Source organism: Actinorectispora metalli, assembly GCF_056323685.1.
Map to the genome: position 1 here is coordinate 610,638 of NZ_JBREYE010000002.1, position 19,096 is coordinate 629,733.

Consider the following 19,096-nt stretch of genomic DNA (forward strand, 5'->3'; position numbering starts at 1 on the left):
TGGCGCCGGAAGGTGCGATCGGTGTCAGCTGGTTCTCGCCTGCCTCGAATCGCAAACACCTGTCTCGATGCTGAGGAAACGGCGGCACCAGGGTGGTGGCTTGGCCCTGCAACGGTGGTGCCAACCAGCATTGGATCCCGTACTTGGTTTGATCTGCCGCGGCCGTGCGCGCGTGGGTGAGGAGCACCAGAGCGGGTCCGCCACACGAGCAGGGGTGCGGACTTGTCGACAACTAGCGATGGCGAACTGTGGCCTGCTCTTCTCCCGACAACCGGGTCGAGTCAATCGACACCCGACTCATCGCCGCGGCCGGGCCTAAGGTGGTCACTCGCGAGTGACATGGAAGGACAAGGACGAAACATGCAAGCCTGCGGAGATCGCCCGAGCCTCCCACGGCGTTCGTCTTGAGCTGGATCCGGTCCGCGGGTGGTCGCCCACCCGCGGACCGGCACCGGAGCTACCGCCTGATCAGCGCCTGCGCCGCATAATCGTGCACGGGCATCGAGTTGTGCAGCCGCTTGCCCGCGGGGTTCAGTTTGGCGAAAGTGCGGGCGAAACCGGCGGGCAGCGCCGTGACCAGTCGTGCTCCCTGCGCCAGCGACCACACTCCGAAACGCGAGCTGGGAATGAGCGTCTTCGCCGATCCGCGGGCGAACGACCGGCTCAACTCGACGGCCTGCCTCATCGTGCGCTCGTACGCGGGGAAGGCCCGCTCGTGGTCGCCGCCCCCCGTGGCCAGTTCGCCTGCCAGCACGTAGGCGCCGTACACGGCAAGGCTGGTGCTGCCGCCGACTGCCGGTCCTGGGCAGTAGCCCGCGTCGCCGACCAACGTGACCCGGCCGCGCGACCAGCTGTCCATGAGTAGCTGCGTGATCGAGTCGAAGTAGAACGTCGGTGTCCGCTCCGTCTCGCCCAACCACCGATCCACCTCGGGAGACATGCCCTCGAACGCCGCACGCAACAGTTCCTTCTGCCGCGGGATGTCGCGGTGGTGATAGTCGAGTTGGTGCTCGCTGCGGAACAGGAACACCGCGCGGGCGTCCCCCAGGTGCCGGGCGCCGTAGAGTCCCGCCATCCGTCCGACCTCGAGGTGGCTGATCATCTCGCCGTCGAGTTTCAGTTCGTTGGGCATCGAGAGGACCGCCAGGTAGGCGCCGATGAACGAGCTGAACTGTGACTCCTCGCCGAACACCAGGCGCCGCACGTTGGAATGCAGCCCGTCCGCCCCGACCACCAGATCGAACCGGCGCGGTCCGCCGTGGTCGAAAGTGACCTCGCCGTCCTCGGAGATCGCCGTGATCGAGTCGCCGAAGACGTACTCGACGTCGTCCCTGGTCGCGTCGTAGTAGATCTCGCTGAGGTCGTCGCGCATGATCTCGACGTGTCGGTCCGAGGCGGCCTGGAAGATCTTGGTCAGATCCACCCGGACCGGCCGCCGCGCGCCCGGCCGGTGGAGCGTCAGCCGCTCTGTGCCCGTGGACATCGCCTCGATACGCGGCAGCACGCCCATCCGTTCCGAGATGTCCATGGCGGGCCGGAAGAGGTCGACGGCGTGCCCGCCGGTCTTGCGCAGCGTGGGTGCGCGTTCCACCACCGTCACGGTGAAGCCGTACCTGGTCAGCCAGTACGCGAGCACCGGGCCCGCGATGCTCGCGCCGGAGATCAGAACCCGCATCAGTCCCCCTTACTTAACGGTAGGTAAGCCTCCAGGTTCAGCTTACCGATCGTTAAGTCGAATATCATCCCTGTTTGTGTCCGATACGAGGCAGCGCATCCAGGAGGTCGCCCGCCAACTCTTCGCGGAGAAAGGCGTGCACCGGACCAGCCTGCAGGAGATCGCCCAGCGGCTGGGCATCACCAAACCCGCGCTGTACTACCACTTCGCCTCGCGGGAGGAACTGGTCCGCAGCATCGTGCAGCCGCTGATCGACGCGGGCGAGGACTTCGTCGTGCGGCACGAGTCTCTGGGCACCGCGGATCCGCGGACTCTGCTGGCGGGCTACTTCGACTTCCACTACAAGCACCGCGCGGAGATCGTCCTCCTGCTCGCCGAGCTCACCACACTGGTCGAGTTGGGGATGCTCGACCGCGTTTTGGCCTGGCGGGGCCGGCTCGCGGCTCTGCTGTACGGACCGGAGCCGACGCTGGACCAGTCGGTCGCCGCGGTGGTGGCGCTCGGTGGGATCCAAGACTGCACGTTCCAGTTCCCCCACGCCGAGCCCGAAGAGTTGCGCCAGGCCGCGGTGGCCGCAGCCCTCGCCGCGTTGGAGGTCCCGAATTAGCCCACAGCGAACCCACCGGGCGACGAGTGCCTCGGTCCCCTAGCGTTGATCTCGACGAGCGATGGGGGACAGGCGATGGTGACGGCGCACGACGTCGAGTACGAAGTGGACGGAACGACCTACAAGGGCAGGCTGGCGGTGCCGGACGGGACCGGCCCGCGCGCAGGGGTGCTGATCGCGCACGAGGGCAACGGTTTGGACGAGGTCCAGCGAGCCCGGCCCGATCGCTTGGCCGAGTTGGGCTATGTCGCCTTCGCGTTGGACTACCACGGTGGCGGGCACGTCTATGACGATCCGCAGGACATGCTGGTCCGGCTCAACGAGCTTGGCGACGATCTCGATCTGGTTCGCCGGCTGGGTCAGGCGGGCCTCGACATCCTCACCGCCGAACCCCGTACCGACCCCGACCGGATCGCCGCCATCGGCTACTGCTTCGGTGGCACGCTGGTGCTCGAAATGGGGCGCGCGGGCGCCGACCTCAAAGCGATTGTCGGATTCCACCCCGGCCTGACGGCTTCTCGCCCGAAGGACAGCGTCAACATCCGCGGCAAGGTGCTGGTCTGCATCGGCACCGAGGACCCGATCGTGTCCGCCGAGCACCGCGCCGCGTTCGAGGCGGACATGCGCGCCGCGGGCGTGGACTGGCGGATGAACATCTACGGGCTCACCGGACACAGCTTCACGCACCCGAGGGCGGAACAGGTGGGATCGCTGCCGGGCGTCGCGTATCACCGTTTGTCCGATGAACGCTCTTGGCGGGCGATGCTGGACCTGTTCGACGAGGTATTCGTCTGACCTCCCACCAGATCCCGGGCCGCCTGCGGCCAGTCCGGGAAGGTGAACGAGAAGCCCGCGTCGAGAAGCCGTCCTGGGATCACGCGACGGCTCTTGAGCAGCAGTTCGGTGTCCGAGCGGAGCACGAACGCGCCGATCCCCGCCATCCACCGGGTCGCGGGTAGGCCCACCGGCATCCGGCTCGCCGCACGCAGTGCGCGCATGAACTCGCGCTGCGGCAGCGGGTTCGGCGCGGCGAGGTTGACCGGGCCGGTCAGCCCCTCGTCGAGCAGGAAGTCGACCGCGCGAAGGAAGTCCTGGTGGTGGATCCAGGACACGTACTGGCCACCACCCGCGACCGGGCCGCCGAGACCCAACCGCACCATTCGGTGCAGCATGTCGAACACGCTGCCGCGGTCGGGGCTCATCACCATCGCGGACCGCAGCGCGACCTTGCGCGTGCCGGGGGTGGGCGCTTCCTGCTGGGTGCGTTCCCAAGCCTTGGCGATCTCCACGCTGAACGCCCAGTAGCCGGGGACACCGGTCTCCGCCCCGCCGATGATGCCGCTCGCCTCGTCGTTCGGGGCGTCGAAGCGGTGCGCGTAGATCGTCGCGGTGCTCATCTGGAGCCACACCCGCGGCGGCGAGTCCGCCTGTGCGATGGCCTCGCCGATGACACGGGTGGACCGCACCCGGGAGTCCATCATCTCCCGCAGGTTGTCCTGCGTGTAACGGCAGCTCACGCTGCGACCGGCGAGGTTGATCACCGCGTCGCAGCCGTCCAGTTCGGTTGCCCACCCATCCAGCGTGCGGCCGTCCCAACTCACGCAGCGGACGCCGGAGCCCACCCGGTGATCGGCCTGTCTGGTCAACACCACGACCTCGTGCCCGCGCTCGGCCAGCGCCCGGCTGAGGAATCCGCCCACATGCCCGGTGCCTCCGGGCAGTACCACCTTCACGTCAGTCCCCCTCGTCGGATATCCGAACGCTACCGCAGTTTTGAACGCGTTCAAAACTGCGGAGTCGCATGCAGAGCGGGCGGTGTTCCGGGGCGGGCGCTCCATGCGTAACTGTTCAGCTTTCAAGGGCTTTCGGCAGTGGTCGTCTCGTTGACCTGCTGTCACCATCAGCTCCACAGTGCTTATGGAGGGCGGCGAAGCCGATGTTGGCAACGGTCGGATGGGACGGGTCAGCGACGGCAACGGACGCCCTTCGTTGGGCACTTGCCGAGGCCGAGGAGCGGTCGTTGCAGGTGGAGATCGTCTGCGTGCGGTCGGGCAGACGGGCGGCGGAGCTTCGAGAGCAGGTGCGGGATGATTCGACGCAGCTGATGGAAGAGGCGGGCGCGCTGATCGCGCCGTGGTTGGGCACGGTGGACGCGTCGTTCCGAATGCTGAAGGGTGCCCCGGGGCCCGCGCTGGTCGCGGCGGCGGCCGAAGCGGGGTTGCTGGTGATCGGCTCGTCCGGGGCAGGCGGCTCGGGGCGGCGGAGAACACCCCTGATCGGCAACACGGCACGCTACGTGCTGCGTCACTGCCGCAAGCCGGTGGTGATGATCTCCTCGACAGACCGGCGGATTCCGACGCAGGAGGGAAGCGTTCCCATCCAGGACCTCGGCAGTTGGCCACTGGCCTACCGGCGGCAACATCAGCTGGTCAGGACGGCATAGCGCGCAAAGCCGTGCGCCTGAATGGGGGATGGTGGCGGTTCCGGTCGAGGCGTAGACCGAGACCATGTCATCCCTGCATCCCAGCCGCCGCGCGTTCCTCGCCGCTTCGGCCGCGGTAGTGTCGATCTCCGCCGGGGGAGTGGTCTTCACCGGCACAGCCGCGGGACAGGAGTCGACGGGCCCGGGCAAGCCCGAACGCCCCCAGCGCCCGGACCCCGAACTGCTGGCCATCCTGCGCGAGATCGATCCCGACCGGATCGAGCGCATCGTCCGCACCCTGGCGGCATTCGGCACCCGCCACACCCTCTCCACCCAGACCGACCCCAAACGGGGCATCGGTGCGGCACGGGACTGGATCTTCCAGGAGATGCGGGGTTACGCCGCGGCCTCGGAAGGCCGGATGACCGTGGAGTTGCAGTCCTATGTGCAGCAGCCGGTGCCGCCGCGCATCCCGTTCGAGGTGAAGATCACCAACGTGCGCGCGGTACTAAAAGGCTCCGCGAACCCGGAACGCGTCTACGTCGTCTCCGGCCACTACGACTCGCGTTGCACCGACCCCGTCGACTACACCAGCGACGCACCAGGTGCCGACGACGACGCCTCGGGCGTGGCGGTGGCGATGGAACTCGCCCGCATCATGGCCACCCGCAAACCCAAGGCCACCATCGTGTTCACCGCGGTGGCGGGGGAGGAGCAGGGCCTGTTCGGCGCCCGGCACATGGCCACCGAGTACAAGGGTGCCAAGGTCGACGTCCAGGCGATGTTCACCAACGACATCGTCGGCAGCAGCACCGCCGATGACGGGACCAGGGATCCGCGCACCATCCGCCTCTTCGCCGAGGGCGTGCCCACCTCCGAGACTCCGGAGCAGGCGAAGATCCGCCTGTCGATCGGTGGCGAGAACGACTCGCCCACCAGGCAGTTGGCGCGGTTCATCCGCTCCACCGCGGAGAACTCCGCGACCGGTATGCGGGTTCGGGTGATCTACCGCCGCGACCGGTACCTGCGCGGCGGTGACCACATCCCGTTCCTGGAACAGGGGTACCCGGCGGTGCGGTTCACCGAGCCCGCCGAGGACTTCGCCCACCAACACCAAGACGTGCGGGTGGAGGACGGCAAGCAGTACGGAGACCTGCCCGAGTTCTGCGACTACCCCTTCATCGCACGCGTCGCCAAGGTCAACGGCGCGGCGTTGTGGTCCCTTTCCCAGGCACCGGGAACCCCCAAGAACGTCAAGGTGCGCACCCAAGCCCTGAGTAACGACACCGAACTACTCTGGGACCGCGGCCCCGAGTCCGACCTGGCGGGCTACGAGATCGTGTGGCGGGAAACCACCGAGCCCGAGTGGACCAACGTCATCTCGGTCGGGAATGTCACCAGCGCGGTGATCAAGCTGTCGAAGGACAACGTGTTCTTCGGCGTCCGCGCCGTCGGTGCAGCGGGCCACCGCAGTCCGGTGGCCTTCCCCGCCCCTCTGGCCTAACGCCGGTTGCCGTGGGGTTGCGGTGAAGGAGCATCCGCGACCCCACGAGCATCCAATGCCTCGGCCACCGAATCGGCCATCCGCAGCACCTTGATCAACAACGGCAGTAGCACCGCGAGTGGATTGGCCCCCCTGCCCCTGGCCCGCTGGGCATCCCGAACCTCCGCCAGCTTCTCCTGGATCAGCGGCACGAACCGAAGCGTCATGGCGACGAGCAACCCGACGCGTTCCGGCGCGACCCCGAACCGCCGCAGCGGCGAGAGCAGCCGCTCGACGAACTCCACCAAGTCGGACGTGCGGCTGGTGAACGTGACCAGATTGGCCAGCAACACCAGCAGCACCAGCCGGAGCAGCACGGCGGTGGCCAGTCGCAGATCGGCGATCAGCAACTGACCGGCGAAGATCACCACAGCGATCACCAACGCGGGCCGCACCCCGGCGAACGCCAAGCGCGCGGGGATTCGCCCGAGCGCGTGCAGGCCGAGCACCGCGACCAACACGCACGCGAGCACTGCGGGATCACCCACGAAGAACAGCCCCGTAGATGCGGCGGCCAGCGCGACCAGCTTGTGGCCCGCGGGCAGGCGGTGCAGGGGAGAGGGGCTGTCGTGGTACAGGCTCAGCATGCGTCCATCAGTTCCAGATAGGTCGCGATGGCCGCCGAGGGAACCGTGTCGGCAACCACCCGACCACCGTCGATCACGATCACCCGGTCGAATCCCGAGAGCAGCTCCAAATCGTGAGTCACCGCGATGACCTGCTGGGACAGCGATCCGATGAGCCTGGAGACCCGGCGCTTGTTGCGCAGGTCGAGCATCGTGGTCGGCTCGTCGAACACGACCGCGCGCGGCTGGGTCGCCAACACCGCCGCCATCGCCAGCAGTTGCTTCTCCCCACCGCTCAGCAGATGCGCCGAAGCGTCCCGCAGTTCACTCAACCCGTAGGTGACCACCGTCTCCTGGACCCGCTCGGCGACCTGCTGTCGGGAAAGCCCGCGGTTCTTCAAGCCGAACGCGATGTCCTCGGCGACGGTCGGCATCACGATCTGGGTGTCGGGGTCCTGGAAGACAAAGCCGACCAGCCGCCGGACCGCTCGACCCTGCTTCCGGGTGTCCAGGCCGTCAACCCGCACGGCTCCGCAGGTCGGCAGCACCAAACCGTTCAGCATCCGCACCAGCGTGCTCTTGCCCGAGCCGTTCGCGCCGATGATGCCGATCCTGGGCTCGTCCAAGGCGAGGTCGATGCCGGACAGGACCTCGCGGGCACCGTAGCGGTGGACGACGTCGGAAAGTCGGAACATCAGCCGTCTCGTTCAATGAGCGGGTAGGCACGTTTCACCGCGACCGCGGCGAATGCGGCCACCAAAGCCTTGATCAGGTCCCCTGGCAGGAAGACCGCCGAGGGGTAGATGGCCTTGTGCAGGGGAAGGTCGGCCACCACCGCCATCCAGGGGATGCCGATGATGTAGGGCGGGAATACGCCGCCCAGGATGTTGCAGGCGAAGCCCACCGCCACGTTGTAGCGGCTCCAGAACCGTTCGGTCAGCCAGCCGACCAGCAACGCGGCGATCGGGAAGGACAGCAGGAAGCCCCCGGTCGGACCCAGGAAGACCCCCAGACCGCCTCGGCCGCCCGGCAGGACCGGGAGGCCGATGGCGATCAGCAGCAGGAACAGCAGCAGCGCTAGGAAACCGCGACGGGCGCCGAGTACCGCTCCGGTCAGGATGACGCACAGGCTCTGCAAGGTGATCGGTGCCGGAATACCCGGCACCGGAATCAGCGGTACCACCGAGGTGGCGACCATCAGCGCCGCGAACAGCGCGATGTAGGCCAGATCCTTCGTGCGCATCTCGAGCGGACCCCCGGTCGTCTTCAGCGAGCAGCCCCCACGGGCTCCCGCCTGACAATAGTTCGGGGCTTGCCGATCCTGCCCTTCGGCTTGAACACCGACAGCGCGGTGGCCGCGATCAAGGCGCTGATCTGGAAGATCTCCAGCCTCACCACATACCACTTCGTCGCCTGAACCAGCTCGATCGTGGCAGTGCCCGCCTCGGTGGCCGCCGCCAGCTCCGCGGTCGCCCCCGACAGCAGCACCGCACCGGTAAAACCGATGGCCAGGGTCAGCACGAGCTTGATCACGATCCATACGTGCCGGAACAGGCCCCACGGCGTCAACAGCGACAGCGCCACCCCGCTGACCAGGGTCGAGACCGTCAGCGGCACCGCCGCGTAGTGGGCGAGCACCGAGGCGAAGTAGTCAGACGCCCGCAGCAGGGCAGGGTCCTCCAGTTGGGCGCTGGTCATGGCCAGGATCAGCATGGAGGTCGCCGACCCGAGCAGGCCGACCGAAACGATCACATGCAGGGTGACCAGCGCCAGCCTGCTCTTCTTGGACAACTGAATTCGACTCACGGCGATCAGCCTCGAAGAAAACCCGCGCCGCGTCGTCGGATGCGGAACGGCACCGGACTACGCAATCCTGCGTACGCCGGATACCGCCGTGATCGGATTCGCGACCACTCCCGACGCAGTAGCGTCGCTGCTCATGAGGTCAGTCGGCAGCCAAGGTCAGCGAACCCCGATCTCCGCGGTCCGGGCACGGACAGCGGCGTCGAGGCCCCATCGGCGCGGCCTCCGGATCGGAACCGTCGACCTGGTCACCGCGGCGGTCGCGGTGTTCTTCGTCGTATTCGGCACCCTGCGCGCAGGCGAATTCCAGCTCACCCGCACCCCGCTGGACGGCCTGGCCTACGGCCTGCTCGCCCTCACCGGCCTCGCCCTGATCGCGCGCAGGCGGCTACCGACCACCACCCTCGCCGTGGTGATGGCCGCCGTCGCCGTCTACCTCGCCATCGAATACCCCTACGGCCCGATCCTGGTCCTCATGGTCGTGGCCATGTACACGGTCGCCGCGCACCGGCCGATCCTGCACTCGCTCGTCGCCTGGGTGGGCTCGGTCGCGGTGCTCCTCCTCTCTCAACTCGTCGCGGGCGTCTCCGGCCTGGTAGCCGTCCTGCCCTGGCTGGGCTGGCTGATCGTGCCGCTGGCGGTGGGCGTGCTGGTCCGCACCCTCCGCCAGTCCCGCTCTCGAGCGCGGGAACATGAGCGCGAGCAGTTCCGCGCCGAGGAACGGCTGCGCATCGCCCGAGAGGTGCACGACGTGGTCGGCCACGGCCTCTCGGTGATCAGCATGCAGGCAGGCGTCGCCCTGCACGTGCTGGACCGCCGCCCCGACCAGGCCAAACCGGCCCTGGAAGCCATCCGCAAGGCCAGCAAGGACAGCCTGGACGAACTCCGCATGACACTGGCGACCTTCCATGAGGAAGGCGCGCCACGCATGCCCGAGGTCGGCCTTGACCGGCTGCCCGAACTGGTCGACGGCACCAGCCGGGCAGGCCTGGACGTGGTCCTGCAACAACGCGGCAGCGTTCGCAGGCTGCCCGCCGCCGTCGAACTCGCCGGTTACCGCATCGTGCAGGAGGCGTTGACCAATATCGTCCGGCACGCGGGCGCCCGGCACGCCCGCGTCCAGGTCGACTACGCCTCGGACACCCTCACCGTCGAGGTCACCGACGACGGCACCGCCCCACCCGCCGACGAGGGACACGGCATCGCGGGCATGCGGGAGCGAGCCGCCGCCCTTGGCGGCACACTGGACGCCGGGCCCGCCGCCGACGGCGGATTCCGGGTGTCCGCCCGGTTGCCGCTGGGGGAGTGATGATCCGAGTCGTACTGGCCGACGACCAGGCGCTGGTCCGCATCGGGCTGCGAGTGCTCATCGACACCGAGGACGACCTGGAGCTCGCGGGCGAGGCCGAGAACGGTCGCGAGGCCGTCCACGTCATCCGCCGCACGCGCCCGGACGTGGTGCTGATGGACATCCGCATGCCCGATCGCGATGGCCTCGACGCACTCCGCGAGGTCACCGCCGACCCGGAGCTGGCCGACGTCAAGATCGTTATGCTCACCACCTTCGAGTTGGACGAATACATCTTCGAAGCACTTCGTTGCGGCGCCAGCGGATTCCTGCTGAAGGACACCGAACCCGCCGACCTGCTGCGTGCCGTCCGCGCCGCCGCCGCGGGCGACTCGCTGCTGTCGCCGTCGGTGACCCGCAGGCTGATCAGCCGCTTCACCCAGGGTGCGCCCGCGCCAAAGCCGCACCCTCGGTTGCATGAACTCACTGAGCGAGAACGCGATATCGTTTCGTGGGTCGCGACCGGACTGTCCAATGAGGAGATAGCCGAACGCCTCGTGCTCAGCCCGGCGACCGTACGTACCCATGTCAGTCGTGCGATGATCAAACTTGGCGCCCGCGACCGCGCCCAACTCGTCGTCTTCGCCTATCAGTCGGGTCTGACCAGGACCGACTAGCGCATCGCCACCAGCACGACGATCAATGCCAGGATCAACATGATCGACCATACGCCGATCCAGCCCGGCTCGCCGGCGGACACCCCGATCGGAAGTCGGTATGCCGAAACGCGGCGCGCCCGGCCCGGCGCCGATCACTATGGGGACCTCAACACCGGTGGCATCCGGCTCGACCGAGATGCGGGACGCGAGGACCCCATGCCAGCTGGCGCATAAGACCGAAAGCCGTCGGCGCCAACCCGCGAGGACGGAAGCAGACCCGCGAGGACGGAAGCAGACCCGCCGAGACTCAGGTGAGCGTGTCCACGACGTACCCGGCGGCCTCGGCGATGAGAGCCTGGTCGTAGGCGGCGTCCTTGGCGGTCTTGCTGGACATGATCGCGATGACCAGCGGCGCGGCGTTGGGAGGCCATACGACCGCCAGGTCGTTGAGGGTGCCGTAGTCACCGGTCCCGGTCTTGTCCGCCACCGTCCAACCTTGCGGAATGGCCGCTCGAATGCGCTGGCCGCCGGTGGTGTTGCGTTCCAGCAGATCGCGAAGGAAACCGCGCTTGTCCGCAGGCAGGGCATCGCCCAGCACGATCTTGTGGAGGTCGGTGCCCAACGCACGCGGAGAACTCGTGTCGCGGGGGTCTCCCGGAGTGGCCTCCGTGATCGCGGGCTCGATCCGATCCATCCTGGTCACGGTGTCACCGAGTCCGCGCGTGTACTCCGTGAGGCGCGCGGGCCCGCCAAGATCGCGGAGCAACAGATTGCCCGCCGTGCCGTCGCTGTAGCGCACCGCGGCGTCGCAAAGCTGACGGATCGTCATTCCCGTGGCTACGTGTTCGCGGGTCACCGGGGCATGTTTCAGCAGATCGTCTTGGGTGTACGAAATGACCGTATCCAAATGCGACAGCGGATTGCGATGCAAGACCGCCGCCGTCGCCAGCGCCTTGAACGTCGAACAGAACGCGAATCGCTCATCCGCCCGATAGGCGATCGTGGCGCCCCCGCCGGTGGCGAGGGCGTACACCCCGAGGCGGGCGTCGAACTTCCGTTCCAGCTCGGCCAGCCGATCGTGACGAGCACTCGTCGGCGGGGTGGAGGGCGAAGTGGTCGTCGCGCCCTCCGTGCACCCCGCCAATGGCGCGAGTGCGGCCATTCCCAACAGAGCGCGGCGAGAAATGGCCGGCTTTGATGCGTTCATGAATCCCCCTTGATCGTGCGTTGCGCAAGATAGCAAGCCCGACGAGAAGAGGGCGTACAAGCGATCGACTCGATTTTCTCGGTGCCAAAACATTGGCAAGATTGCGAGGTTTTGCGGAAGTACGTGTTTCTGGGCGGTTTGAGTGTCGGACGACCCCGAACCGACCACGGCTGAAACAGGACATGCCTGTTTCAGCCGTGGCTCGTGCGCTACGTGGGCCTACCCTGGCTCCGCTCCGTTGCCTGGTCGCGCATTCGGGTGATCATCGGCCGCGAGTGAAATTTCAGTGCCTGCGGCGGCGGGCGACGATGTCGCGAAGCTTCTGTTGGGCCCGCGGGTCGCGGGCGACACGCTCGGCCTTGCGAACCAACTGCTGACCCTTAGGGCTGCGCAGGAAGCTCTTGATGCGGTTGACCAGTGACATGGCGTAGTCCTCCTCGACTCCGGCACTGACACACCCCGTGTACCCATAGTGCCGGCGACGTGCACCACATGTGTCTCATGAAGCGAGATGCGATGGCCCTGCCGAATACCTTTGGTCGGCGTTCGCCGAAATGTCATAACTCTGATGCCAACTGGCGGACCAGCGCTTTCGTACCCAGGCACATGATGTTGCTGCACCCAGCGTCACACTGTGGTCACCATCCTGGAGTGTGGTCTGAGGCATGTTGTCTCAGCTAGGTTGCTCGCGTGAAGGTCGGAATACCAGCAGAGGTAACTGAGGGCGAACGCCGTGTCGCCTGCGTCCCCGAGGTGGCGCGGGCACTCACGGGCGCAGGCCTGACCGTTGAGGTCCAGGCAGGCGCGGGTCGCCACATCCATGCGGACGATGACGCCTACCGCGCAGTGGGGGTGAACATCGTCGACGGCGACCCCATTGCGGACGCCGATGCCGTGCTTTCCGTACAGCCGCTGAACCCTGAACAGGCAGGCAGGCTCAAGGAAGGCGCGATCACCATCAGCTTCCTGCCACCGAGCGCGACGCTGGACACCATCAAGGTGCTGCGCGACCGCAAGGTGACCGCTTTCAGTCTGGAACTGCTGCCCAGACTGAGCCGCGCCCAGGCGATGGACGCGTTGTCCTCCCAGGCGCTGGTCGGCGGCTACCGGGCGATGCTCATCGCGGCCGACCGGCTGGACCGCTTCCTGCCGATGTTCACCACCGCCGCGGGCACGGTGGCGCCGGGCAAGGTGCTGGTGCTGGGCGCCGGTGTCGCGGGCCTGCAGGCGATCGCCACCGCGCGGCGGCTCGGTGCCGTCGTGGAGGCCTATGACGTGCGGGCGGCCGCGGCCGACGAGGTGCGCAGCCTCGGCGCCAAGTTCGTCGAGCTTGAGCTGGAGACCCAGGAGGGCACCGGCGGCTACGCGGGAGCCCAATCCGAGGACTTCCTGACCAAGCAGCGCGAGCTGATCGGCAAGCACGTCGCCCAGTCCGACGCGGTCATCACCACCGCGGCGATCCCGGGCCGCAAGGCCCCGGTGCTCGTCACCAAGGAGATGGTCGAGCGGATGAAGCCGGGCAGCATCGTGGTCGACATGGCCGCGGAGACCGGCGGCAACTGCGAGCTGTCCGTCGCGGGCAAGGAGATCCTGCACGGCGACGTGCTCATCTACGGCGTGCAGAACCTGCCGAGCAGCCTGCCGGTGCACGCCAGCCAGCTTTACGCGAAGAACGTCGCGAACCTGCTGACGCTGATGACCAAGGACGGTGTCATCGCCCCCGACTTCGACGACGAACTCGTCGCGGGCTGTTGTGTCACGCACGCAGGCGAGATCCGGCATGAGCCCACCAAGGAACTGATCGAGGGGAGCGGCTCATGACCTCCGGAATCGACCTGCTGACCATCTTCGTGCTGGCGGTCTTCGTCGGCTTCGAGGTGGTCTCGAAGGTGTCGGCGATCCTGCACACGCCGCTGATGTCGGGCGCGAACGCGATCCACGGCGTCATCATGGTCGGCGCGATCCTGATCACCGGTCACGCCGACAACCCGGTGGAGCTGACGCTCGGCCTGATCGCGGTCGTGCTGGGCACGATCAACGCGGTCGGTGGCTTCGTGGTCACCGACCGGATGTTGGGCATGTTCAAGGGCAAGCAGAAGGCAGGTGCGGGCAAGTGAGCGAAACCGCGGTCCACGCGGCGTACCTGATCGCCGCGCTCTGCTTCATTCTGGCGCTGAAGGGCCTGTCCACCCCGAAGTACGCCCGCATGGGCAACCTGGTGGGCGCCGCCGGTATGACCATCGCCGTGATCGCCGTGCTGGCATCCGGTGAGCTGAAGAACCTGTGGGCGATCATCGCCGCGGTGGTGTTCGGCACCATCGTGGGCATCCCCGCCGCACGCGGCGTGAAGATGACGGCGATCCCGCAGATGGTCGCCTTGTTCAACGGCGTCGGTGGTGGCTCCGCCGCGCTGGTGGCGATCACGGAGTTCCTTGGCACGGAGAACGGGTCGGCGGGCTTCCTGGCGGCCACTGTGTTCTCGGTGTTGATCGGTGTCGTCAGCTTCTCCGGCAGCATGCTGACCTTCGCCAAGCTCCAGGAGATCATGACCACCCGCCCGGTCACCTTCCCTGGTGGCCGCTGGGTGAGCATCGTGGTCGCGGCCGCCTCGATCGGCTTGGCGATCGCCGTGGTGCCGACCGGATCGACCGAGCTGGTGGTCGCGCTGTCGCTGGTCGGCTTGGTGCTGGGTGTGCTGTTCGTGCTGCCCATCGGCGGCGCGGACGTGCCGATCGCGATCTCGCTGCTCAACGCCTTCACCGGTCTCGCGGTGACCGCCACCGGTTATGTGCTGGGCAACACGCTGCTGATCGTCGCGGGCACACTCGTCGGCGCGTCCGGCACGATCCTGACGCAGGCCATGGCCAAGGCCATGGGCCGCCCGCTGACCAACATCCTGTTCGGCGCGTTCACCGCGAAGGCCGCTGCCGCCGCTTCCGGCGACCAGCGTCCGGTGCGCAGCGGCACGCCGGAGGACATCGCGATCATGGTCAAGTACGCCCGCAACGTGGTGATCGTGCCCGGCTACGGCCTCGCCGTCGCCCAGGCCCAGCACGTGGTCCGCGAGCTGGTCGATCTGCTCGACGCCGAGGGCGTGCAGGTGGCCTACGGCATCCACCCGGTGGCGGGCCGCATGCCCGGCCACATGAACGTGCTGCTCGCCGAGGCCGACGTGCCCTACGAGCAGCTCAAGGAGATGGAAGAGGTCAACCCGCTGCTGCCGAGCACCGATGTCGCGATCGTCGTCGGCGCCAACGACGTGGTGAACCCGGCCGCACGCGACCAGCCCGGCAGCGCCATCTACGGCATGCCGATCCTGGACGTCGACAAGGCGGGCGCGGTTGTGTTCCTCAAGCGCTCCATGCGCCCCGGCTTCGCGGGTATCGAGAACGAGCTCCTGTACGACCCGAAGACCACGCTGCTCTTCGGTGACGCCAAGGACTCACTCACGAAGCTCCTGGCGGCCGTCAAGGCGCTGTAAGCACCACATCGAGACGGGGTGAGCGCGAGTCCGCGCTCACCCCGTTTTCGCGTTCTGCGGCGAGTTGGGGCAGTGTGTTCTTTTTGCCGCAAACAAGCCTGGGATGGCGCGAATATGTCACCGGCAGGTAAACGAAAGGAGGAACCTCACGGCGGTCCGCTCGTTGTGTGCGGAGAGGGCGATATCAGCTGTCAATGCAGCCAGGAGCGGATATGCGTTTTTCGGCGTTATCGAAGAGACAACGTGTTGTGATCAGTGTTGTGGGCGCGGTCGCGTTGGCCATGCCCGCTGTTTTCGGGGTCAATGCCCTCGCTGACTCCGGCCACCCCGGCCATCCGGCTCCCACTCAGCCGCCGAGTTCCGCGCCTGCCCCCACGCAGCCGCCGTCGGAGACCCAGCCCGCTCCGACCAGCGAGCCCGCACCGACGGCGACGCCGACGAGCGTGCCGACCAGTGTTCCGGCCGCACCGCCTGTCGAGGGTCCGCGGCAGCCTGATGGCACCAAGACCTCGGTGATCAAGTGGGGTCCGTTCGGGGTGCAGCCGTTCAAGGGCGGCGCGCACGAGCCCGGCGACCACCCCAGCCACCACGGAGCGATGTCCACCTACGTCAGCGGCACGCTGAACTCGCCGTGCGGTGGCCTCAACGCCTGTTACGTCACGGGCGTGAAGCCGGACATCGTTTACGCCGACGGGTCGAAGGCCAACTACAACACCGGAGTGATGCTGCACCACATGGTGCTGTTCGAGCCGTTCAAGACCGACCCCACCTGTGGTCGCTTCGGCGGCATCGGGCTGGCGGGACGCAGGCTGTTCGCCGCGGGCAACGAGCGCACCTCGGGTGCGATGCCGCCCGGTTACGCGCTCAAGCTCGGCGACAGCCCGGTGACCGGCCTGTTCGAGTTGATGAGCGTCGCGGACAAGGCGCAGCAGGTGTACGTGACGATGACCGTCACGCACGTGGAGAAGACCCCGGCCATCAAGGAAGTCGTCCCGGTCTGGCTGGACGTCGCCAACTGCGGCAACTCCGAGTACGCGGTCGGACCCGGCGAGACGCACAAGACTTGGCGGTGGGTTTCCAACATCACCGGCGACTTCGTGGCCATGGGCGGGCACGTGCACGACGGCGGGATCGGCATCTACACCCGCAACAAGTCCACCGGGCAGGAGATATGCCGATCGATGGCCGGTTACGGAAACGATCCCGCCTACATGGGACATATCGATCGCATGAGTGTTTGTTCGAAGGAAGGCCTCGGAAAAGTTCGCAAGGGCGAAACCATCGAGCTGGATTCGCACTACAAGATGCACAAGGGCGACAACGGAGCGATGGGTATCGTCGTCGCCTTCGTTCATCCAACCGGATGAACCACTGAACCGGCGGTGGCCGGCGGCCGTATGCAGGGGCGACCACCGGCCACCGCTTTCCTCCTAGGCAGCACTCAGGGCGCCTCGGACAATGCTGCAAGTAGACACACCATGTCGTACAAGGAGAACCAGTGACGGGAACCGCACTCTTCCGGCTGTTCACGCTGCTCACCGCCGGCGCCCTGGCGATGCTCAGCCTGATCGGCCTGTCCGCTCCGGCGCTCGCACATGACGCGTTGGAGTCCAGCAACCCGGCCGACAAGGCCACGGTCGACACCGTGCCCACCGAGATCAAGCTGACGTTCAGCAACGTGGTGAGCAACCCGACGATCGTCATCTCGGACGCCGCCAACACCGCCCGCTTCCAGCAGGGCACGGCCGCTTTGGCGGGCGCTGTGGTGACCCAGCCGGTCGCCAAGCTGGCCAACGGCAGCTACAACATCGTGTACCGGGTGGTCTCCTCGGACGGCCACCCGATCACCGGGAAGCTCACCTTCACCGTGGCCGCGGCGGGCAACGACGCCGTCCCGGTGAGTAGTTCAGTGGCGCCGACGCAGACCGGCAGCGCCGACACCACGCCCGCGGCGTCGTCCGAGTCGACGGACAGCGGCGGCGGGAACGCGTTGTGGTACTTCGTCGGTGGCGCCGTGCTGCTGGTCGTGATCGGCGGCGTGGTGTGGGGTCTGCGGCGGGGTAGCCGCAATGCTGGTTGACGAACGGACCGGCGAGATCCCCGCGTTGGTCGTGGTAGGAAGAGGCCGGGTCCGCGGACCCGGCCTCTCGGTCCGGCTGGCGATCGCCGCGGCCGCGCTGGCGGTCGGTGTGTTGGGGCTGTCGCTGGACTTCTCCGGCGGTGGCCCGCAGCCCGCGGTCGACGGGCTGCCCGATGCGGGAGCATTGACCGGCTGGGGCCTGCCGGTCCTTCGGCTGGTGCTGGACGTCGCCGCGGTGGCCACCGTCGGGATGCTCACGGTGGTGCTGCTGCTCCCCGACACCCCCGCCGCGGTGGCCACGCAGAATCGACTGCGTGCGGCGGCTGAGGGCTGGGCCATCGTGTGGGCGGCCGCTGCGATCGCGTCGGTGCCGCTGGCCGCGTCGGACTTCTACGGCGAACCTCTGAGCACGCTGTTCAGCCGCAACATCGGTTTGGGCGAGTTGCTGGCGGTGCCGCTGGTGACGTCGTTGATCCTGATCGCGTCGGCGGCGGGGATGCTGGCGTCCCTGGCCGGTCTGGCGGTGACGCGGGCGCACTTGGCGATGCTGCTCGTGATGGGCATTGCCGGACTGCTGCCGATGGTGTTCAGCGGGCACTCGTCATCCAGCGAGCACGCCACGCTGGCGATGGTGTCGCTGTCGATGCATATCGTTTCGGCGACGATCTGGATCGGCGGGCTGGTGGCGATCGCCGTGTACCTGCGGCGCAGTCCAGGTCTGTTGGCCGCGGTCGTGGTGCCGTACAGCGCATTGGCTTTCTTGTGTTATGCCGCCTGCGGTTTCAGCGGTGTGCTCAACGCGTGGACGAAGCTGGGCTTTTCGCCGACGATGTGGACCACGCCGTACGGGACGCTGGTGCTGTTCAAGTTGCTGGCGCTGGTGATTCTGGGCTTCTTCGGCTGGTGGCACCGCACGAGGACATTGCCCCCGGTGCTCGCAGGTGGTCCGCCGACTACGTTCGTGTGGTTCGCCGGCGCGGAGTTGCTGATCATGGCCGCCACCATGGGCTTGGCGGTGGCGCTGGCTAGGAGCCCAGCTCCTGTGTAGTGAATCGGAGGAAGGCAATCCAAGCCGATCTGCCGAACTCCAGCATCGGACCCGATTGGTTCTTGGAGTCGCGCACCAATACAGAGGACTCCAGCCGTGCGGCTTGGATGTTCGCGCACACCATCCGAACCCGGCGGATGGGCGATGCCCTGCTCGCGGTCCCAGTGCGGATGCACCCAGATCGATGCACGCCGCTGATGATCAAACCGGACACCACCGACTTGTACGTGTTCCGGGAGACCAGCAGCTTCTCCTCCGGCCCGGCCACCGAAATGATCGCGCTCTTCACCGACAGCGAGCTTCCGCAGGTCGAGAAGAAGCAGTGCTCCGCGTCCACCGCGTTGGCCATCAGCTTCTGCGCCTCTTATAGCACGCCCTAGCTGTCCTTCCGATCGTCCAGCCCGCTGGTCACCAGGATGTCCGACCGGAACACGCCCTCACCCAGCACCGCCACCGCTTTGGGATCGGCCTCGCGCGGGCGGGTTGAACGGTGAGTAGCCCTGCTCGTGAACCGCAGCCAATGCCTCGAGTGCAGGTGCGCGCGAATGGTCCGTTGCATTCCTCCCTAACCACCTCGGAGTAGCACACGGAGATCGCCCCGAAACCGCTTCCAGGCGAGGATCTGACTACGGACGGTGCCCGGACCCGTAGCTGGCAGTATCGATCGTGGTGGGTGGGGCCGACTAGCGTTCCGGGCAGTGCTTGATCAACTCCGGA

Annotated in this window: 22 protein-coding genes; 12 read left to right on the forward strand and 10 right to left on the reverse strand. The window is 67.3% G+C overall.

All coding sequences use genetic code 11. The annotated features are described in order from the left end of the window. Positions 1-457: 457 nt before the first annotated feature. The gene (locus tag ACU6XJ_RS22930) at positions 458-1,675 is read right to left on the reverse strand and encodes an FAD-dependent monooxygenase (protein ID WP_476315415.1); all 1,218 of its coding nucleotides are present in this window, start codon (positions 1,673-1,675) and stop codon (positions 458-460) included. Between the two features lie 76 nt (positions 1,676-1,751). On the opposite strand from ACU6XJ_RS22930, the gene ACU6XJ_RS22935 reads away from it, so the two are divergent. Next, positions 1,752-2,282 carry a TetR/AcrR family transcriptional regulator gene (locus ACU6XJ_RS22935; RefSeq protein ID WP_476315418.1) on the forward strand — a complete coding sequence of 177 codons (531 nt, stop codon included), beginning with the start codon at positions 1,752-1,754 and terminating at the stop codon, positions 2,280-2,282. A 75-nt stretch (positions 2,283-2,357) separates the two neighbouring features. After that, positions 2,358-3,077, forward strand: a complete 720-nt coding sequence (locus ACU6XJ_RS22940; protein ID WP_476315420.1) for a dienelactone hydrolase family protein — start codon at positions 2,358-2,360, stop codon at positions 3,075-3,077. On the opposite strand, the gene ACU6XJ_RS22945 is transcribed toward ACU6XJ_RS22940, so the two are convergent. Beyond that, positions 3,011-4,015 carry a TIGR01777 family oxidoreductase gene (locus ACU6XJ_RS22945; protein ID WP_476315422.1) on the reverse strand — a complete coding sequence of 335 codons (1,005 nt, stop codon included), beginning with the start codon at positions 4,013-4,015 and terminating at the stop codon, positions 3,011-3,013. The two genes, ACU6XJ_RS22940 and ACU6XJ_RS22945, sit on opposite strands and share 67 nt — an antisense overlap. A gap of 203 nt (positions 4,016-4,218) precedes the next feature. On the opposite strand from ACU6XJ_RS22945, the gene ACU6XJ_RS22950 reads away from it, so the two are divergent. Next, positions 4,219-4,725 carry a universal stress protein gene (locus tag ACU6XJ_RS22950; RefSeq protein WP_476315425.1) on the forward strand — a complete coding sequence of 169 codons (507 nt, stop codon included), beginning with the start codon at positions 4,219-4,221 and terminating at the stop codon, positions 4,723-4,725. A 64-nt stretch (positions 4,726-4,789) separates the two neighbouring features. Then, the gene (locus ACU6XJ_RS22955; RefSeq protein ID WP_476315428.1) at positions 4,790-6,208 is read left to right on the forward strand and encodes a M20/M25/M40 family metallo-hydrolase; all 1,419 of its coding nucleotides are present in this window, start codon (positions 4,790-4,792) and stop codon (positions 6,206-6,208) included. Here ACU6XJ_RS22955 and ACU6XJ_RS22960 read toward each other — a convergent pair. Genes ACU6XJ_RS22960 through ACU6XJ_RS22975 form a run of 4 tightly spaced genes read right to left on the reverse strand, consistent with a single transcriptional unit; the run spans position 6,205 to position 8,619 of the window. After that, positions 6,205-6,834 carry an energy-coupling factor transporter transmembrane component T family protein gene (locus tag ACU6XJ_RS22960; RefSeq protein WP_476315431.1) on the reverse strand — a complete coding sequence of 210 codons (630 nt, stop codon included), beginning with the start codon at positions 6,832-6,834 and terminating at the stop codon, positions 6,205-6,207. The two genes, ACU6XJ_RS22955 and ACU6XJ_RS22960, sit on opposite strands and share 4 nt — an antisense overlap. Further along, entirely contained in the window at positions 6,828-7,508 is a 681-nt protein-coding gene (locus tag ACU6XJ_RS22965) for an energy-coupling factor ABC transporter ATP-binding protein (RefSeq protein WP_476315433.1), read from the reverse strand. The genes ACU6XJ_RS22960 and ACU6XJ_RS22965 overlap by 7 nt, the downstream gene beginning before the upstream one ends. Beyond that, positions 7,508-8,056: a biotin transporter BioY gene (locus ACU6XJ_RS22970; protein WP_476315436.1), complete on the reverse strand. Its 549-nt coding sequence runs from the start codon at positions 8,054-8,056 to the stop codon at positions 7,508-7,510. Before ACU6XJ_RS22970 ends, ACU6XJ_RS22965 begins: the two co-directional genes overlap by 1 nt. 23 nt (positions 8,057-8,079) lie before the next feature. Continuing rightward, complete coding sequence (locus tag ACU6XJ_RS22975; protein ID WP_476315439.1) at positions 8,080-8,619, reverse strand: DUF2269 family protein; 540 nt, start codon at positions 8,617-8,619, stop codon at positions 8,080-8,082. Positions 8,620-8,752: 133 nt separating this feature from the next. Between ACU6XJ_RS22975 and ACU6XJ_RS22980 the strand changes: the two genes are divergently transcribed. Both ACU6XJ_RS22980 and ACU6XJ_RS22985 read left to right on the forward strand, forming a co-directional pair. Next, positions 8,753-9,925, forward strand: a complete 1,173-nt coding sequence (locus ACU6XJ_RS22980) for a sensor histidine kinase (protein ID WP_476315442.1) — start codon at positions 8,753-8,755, stop codon at positions 9,923-9,925. Further along, the gene (locus tag ACU6XJ_RS22985; protein ID WP_476315444.1) at positions 9,925-10,581 is read left to right on the forward strand and encodes a response regulator; all 657 of its coding nucleotides are present in this window, start codon (positions 9,925-9,927) and stop codon (positions 10,579-10,581) included. Before ACU6XJ_RS22980 ends, ACU6XJ_RS22985 begins: the two co-directional genes overlap by 1 nt. 289 nt (positions 10,582-10,870) lie before the next feature. Here the strand turns inward: ACU6XJ_RS22985 and bla are convergent, their stop codons facing one another. Both bla and ACU6XJ_RS22995 read right to left on the reverse strand, forming a co-directional pair. Next, entirely contained in the window at positions 10,871-11,770 is a 900-nt protein-coding gene (gene bla / locus ACU6XJ_RS22990) for a class A beta-lactamase (RefSeq protein WP_476318589.1), read from the reverse strand. A 283-nt stretch (positions 11,771-12,053) separates the two neighbouring features. Then, complete coding sequence (locus tag ACU6XJ_RS22995) at positions 12,054-12,194, reverse strand: hypothetical protein (RefSeq protein WP_476315446.1); 141 nt, start codon at positions 12,192-12,194, stop codon at positions 12,054-12,056. Positions 12,195-12,460: 266 nt separating this feature from the next. Here ACU6XJ_RS22995 and ACU6XJ_RS23000 point away from each other — a divergent pair, with 266 nt between their 5' ends. The 6 genes from ACU6XJ_RS23000 (at position 12,461) to ACU6XJ_RS23025 (ending at position 18,379) form a co-directional block, all read left to right on the forward strand. Next, positions 12,461-13,591 carry a Re/Si-specific NAD(P)(+) transhydrogenase subunit alpha gene (locus ACU6XJ_RS23000; RefSeq protein WP_476315449.1) on the forward strand — a complete coding sequence of 377 codons (1,131 nt, stop codon included), beginning with the start codon at positions 12,461-12,463 and terminating at the stop codon, positions 13,589-13,591. Next, entirely contained in the window at positions 13,588-13,887 is a 300-nt protein-coding gene (locus ACU6XJ_RS23005) for an NAD(P) transhydrogenase subunit alpha part 2 (protein ID WP_476315452.1), read from the forward strand. The genes ACU6XJ_RS23000 and ACU6XJ_RS23005 overlap by 4 nt, the downstream gene beginning before the upstream one ends. Then, positions 13,884-15,251, forward strand: a complete 1,368-nt coding sequence (locus tag ACU6XJ_RS23010) for an NAD(P)(+) transhydrogenase (Re/Si-specific) subunit beta (RefSeq protein ID WP_476315455.1) — start codon at positions 13,884-13,886, stop codon at positions 15,249-15,251. The genes ACU6XJ_RS23005 and ACU6XJ_RS23010 overlap by 4 nt, the downstream gene beginning before the upstream one ends. 248 nt (positions 15,252-15,499) lie before the next feature. Next, entirely contained in the window at positions 15,500-16,618 is a 1,119-nt protein-coding gene (locus ACU6XJ_RS23015) for a hypothetical protein (RefSeq protein ID WP_476315458.1), read from the forward strand. Between the two features lie 131 nt (positions 16,619-16,749). After that, complete coding sequence (locus ACU6XJ_RS23020; protein ID WP_476315461.1) at positions 16,750-17,331, forward strand: copper resistance CopC family protein; 582 nt, start codon at positions 16,750-16,752, stop codon at positions 17,329-17,331. Then, positions 17,321-18,379, forward strand: a complete 1,059-nt coding sequence (locus ACU6XJ_RS23025; protein ID WP_476315464.1) for a copper resistance D family protein — start codon at positions 17,321-17,323, stop codon at positions 18,377-18,379. Before ACU6XJ_RS23020 ends, ACU6XJ_RS23025 begins: the two co-directional genes overlap by 11 nt. Here the strand turns inward: ACU6XJ_RS23025 and ACU6XJ_RS23030 are convergent. Next, positions 18,357-18,728, reverse strand: coding sequence for a DUF397 domain-containing protein (locus ACU6XJ_RS23030; RefSeq protein ID WP_476315467.1), 372 nt, complete (start codon positions 18,726-18,728; stop codon positions 18,357-18,359). The genes ACU6XJ_RS23025 and ACU6XJ_RS23030 overlap by 23 nt on opposite strands. Positions 18,729-18,755: 27 nt before the next feature. Continuing rightward, positions 18,756-18,938, reverse strand: a complete 183-nt coding sequence (locus ACU6XJ_RS23035; protein WP_476315469.1) for a hypothetical protein — start codon at positions 18,936-18,938, stop codon at positions 18,756-18,758. Positions 18,939-19,096 lie beyond the last annotated feature (158 nt).

Excerpts from the sequence above, each read along its gene's own strand:
- ACU6XJ_RS22930 (WP_476315415.1), bottom strand. The coding sequence starts at position 1,675 with ATGCGGGTTCTGATCTCCGGCGCGAGCATCGCGGGCCCGGTGCTCGCG.
- ACU6XJ_RS22940 (WP_476315420.1), top strand. The coding sequence starts at position 2,358 with ATGGTGACGGCGCACGACGTCGAGTACGAAGTGGACGGAACGACCTAC.
- ACU6XJ_RS22950 (WP_476315425.1), top strand. The coding sequence starts at position 4,219 with ATGTTGGCAACGGTCGGATGGGACGGGTCAGCGACGGCAACGGACGCC.
- ACU6XJ_RS22955 (WP_476315428.1), top strand. The coding sequence starts at position 4,790 with ATGTCATCCCTGCATCCCAGCCGCCGCGCGTTCCTCGCCGCTTCGGCC.
- ACU6XJ_RS22960 (WP_476315431.1), bottom strand. The coding sequence starts at position 6,834 with ATGCTGAGCCTGTACCACGACAGCCCCTCTCCCCTGCACCGCCTGCCC.
- ACU6XJ_RS22965 (WP_476315433.1), bottom strand. The coding sequence starts at position 7,508 with ATGTTCCGACTTTCCGACGTCGTCCACCGCTACGGTGCCCGCGAGGTC.
- ACU6XJ_RS22970 (WP_476315436.1), bottom strand. The coding sequence starts at position 8,056 with ATGCGCACGAAGGATCTGGCCTACATCGCGCTGTTCGCGGCGCTGATG.
- ACU6XJ_RS22980 (WP_476315442.1), top strand. The coding sequence starts at position 8,753 with ATGAGGTCAGTCGGCAGCCAAGGTCAGCGAACCCCGATCTCCGCGGTC.
- ACU6XJ_RS22985 (WP_476315444.1), top strand. The coding sequence starts at position 9,925 with ATGATCCGAGTCGTACTGGCCGACGACCAGGCGCTGGTCCGCATCGGG.
- bla (WP_476318589.1), bottom strand. The coding sequence starts at position 11,770 with ATGAACGCATCAAAGCCGGCCATTTCTCGCCGCGCTCTGTTGGGAATG.
- ACU6XJ_RS22995 (WP_476315446.1), bottom strand. The coding sequence starts at position 12,194 with ATGTCACTGGTCAACCGCATCAAGAGCTTCCTGCGCAGCCCTAAGGGT.
- ACU6XJ_RS23005 (WP_476315452.1), top strand. The coding sequence starts at position 13,588 with ATGACCTCCGGAATCGACCTGCTGACCATCTTCGTGCTGGCGGTCTTC.
- ACU6XJ_RS23025 (WP_476315464.1), top strand. The coding sequence starts at position 17,321 with ATGCTGGTTGACGAACGGACCGGCGAGATCCCCGCGTTGGTCGTGGTA.
- ACU6XJ_RS23030 (WP_476315467.1), bottom strand. The coding sequence starts at position 18,728 with ATGGCCAACGCGGTGGACGCGGAGCACTGCTTCTTCTCGACCTGCGGA.
- ACU6XJ_RS23035 (WP_476315469.1), bottom strand. The coding sequence starts at position 18,938 with ATGCAACGGACCATTCGCGCGCACCTGCACTCGAGGCATTGGCTGCGG.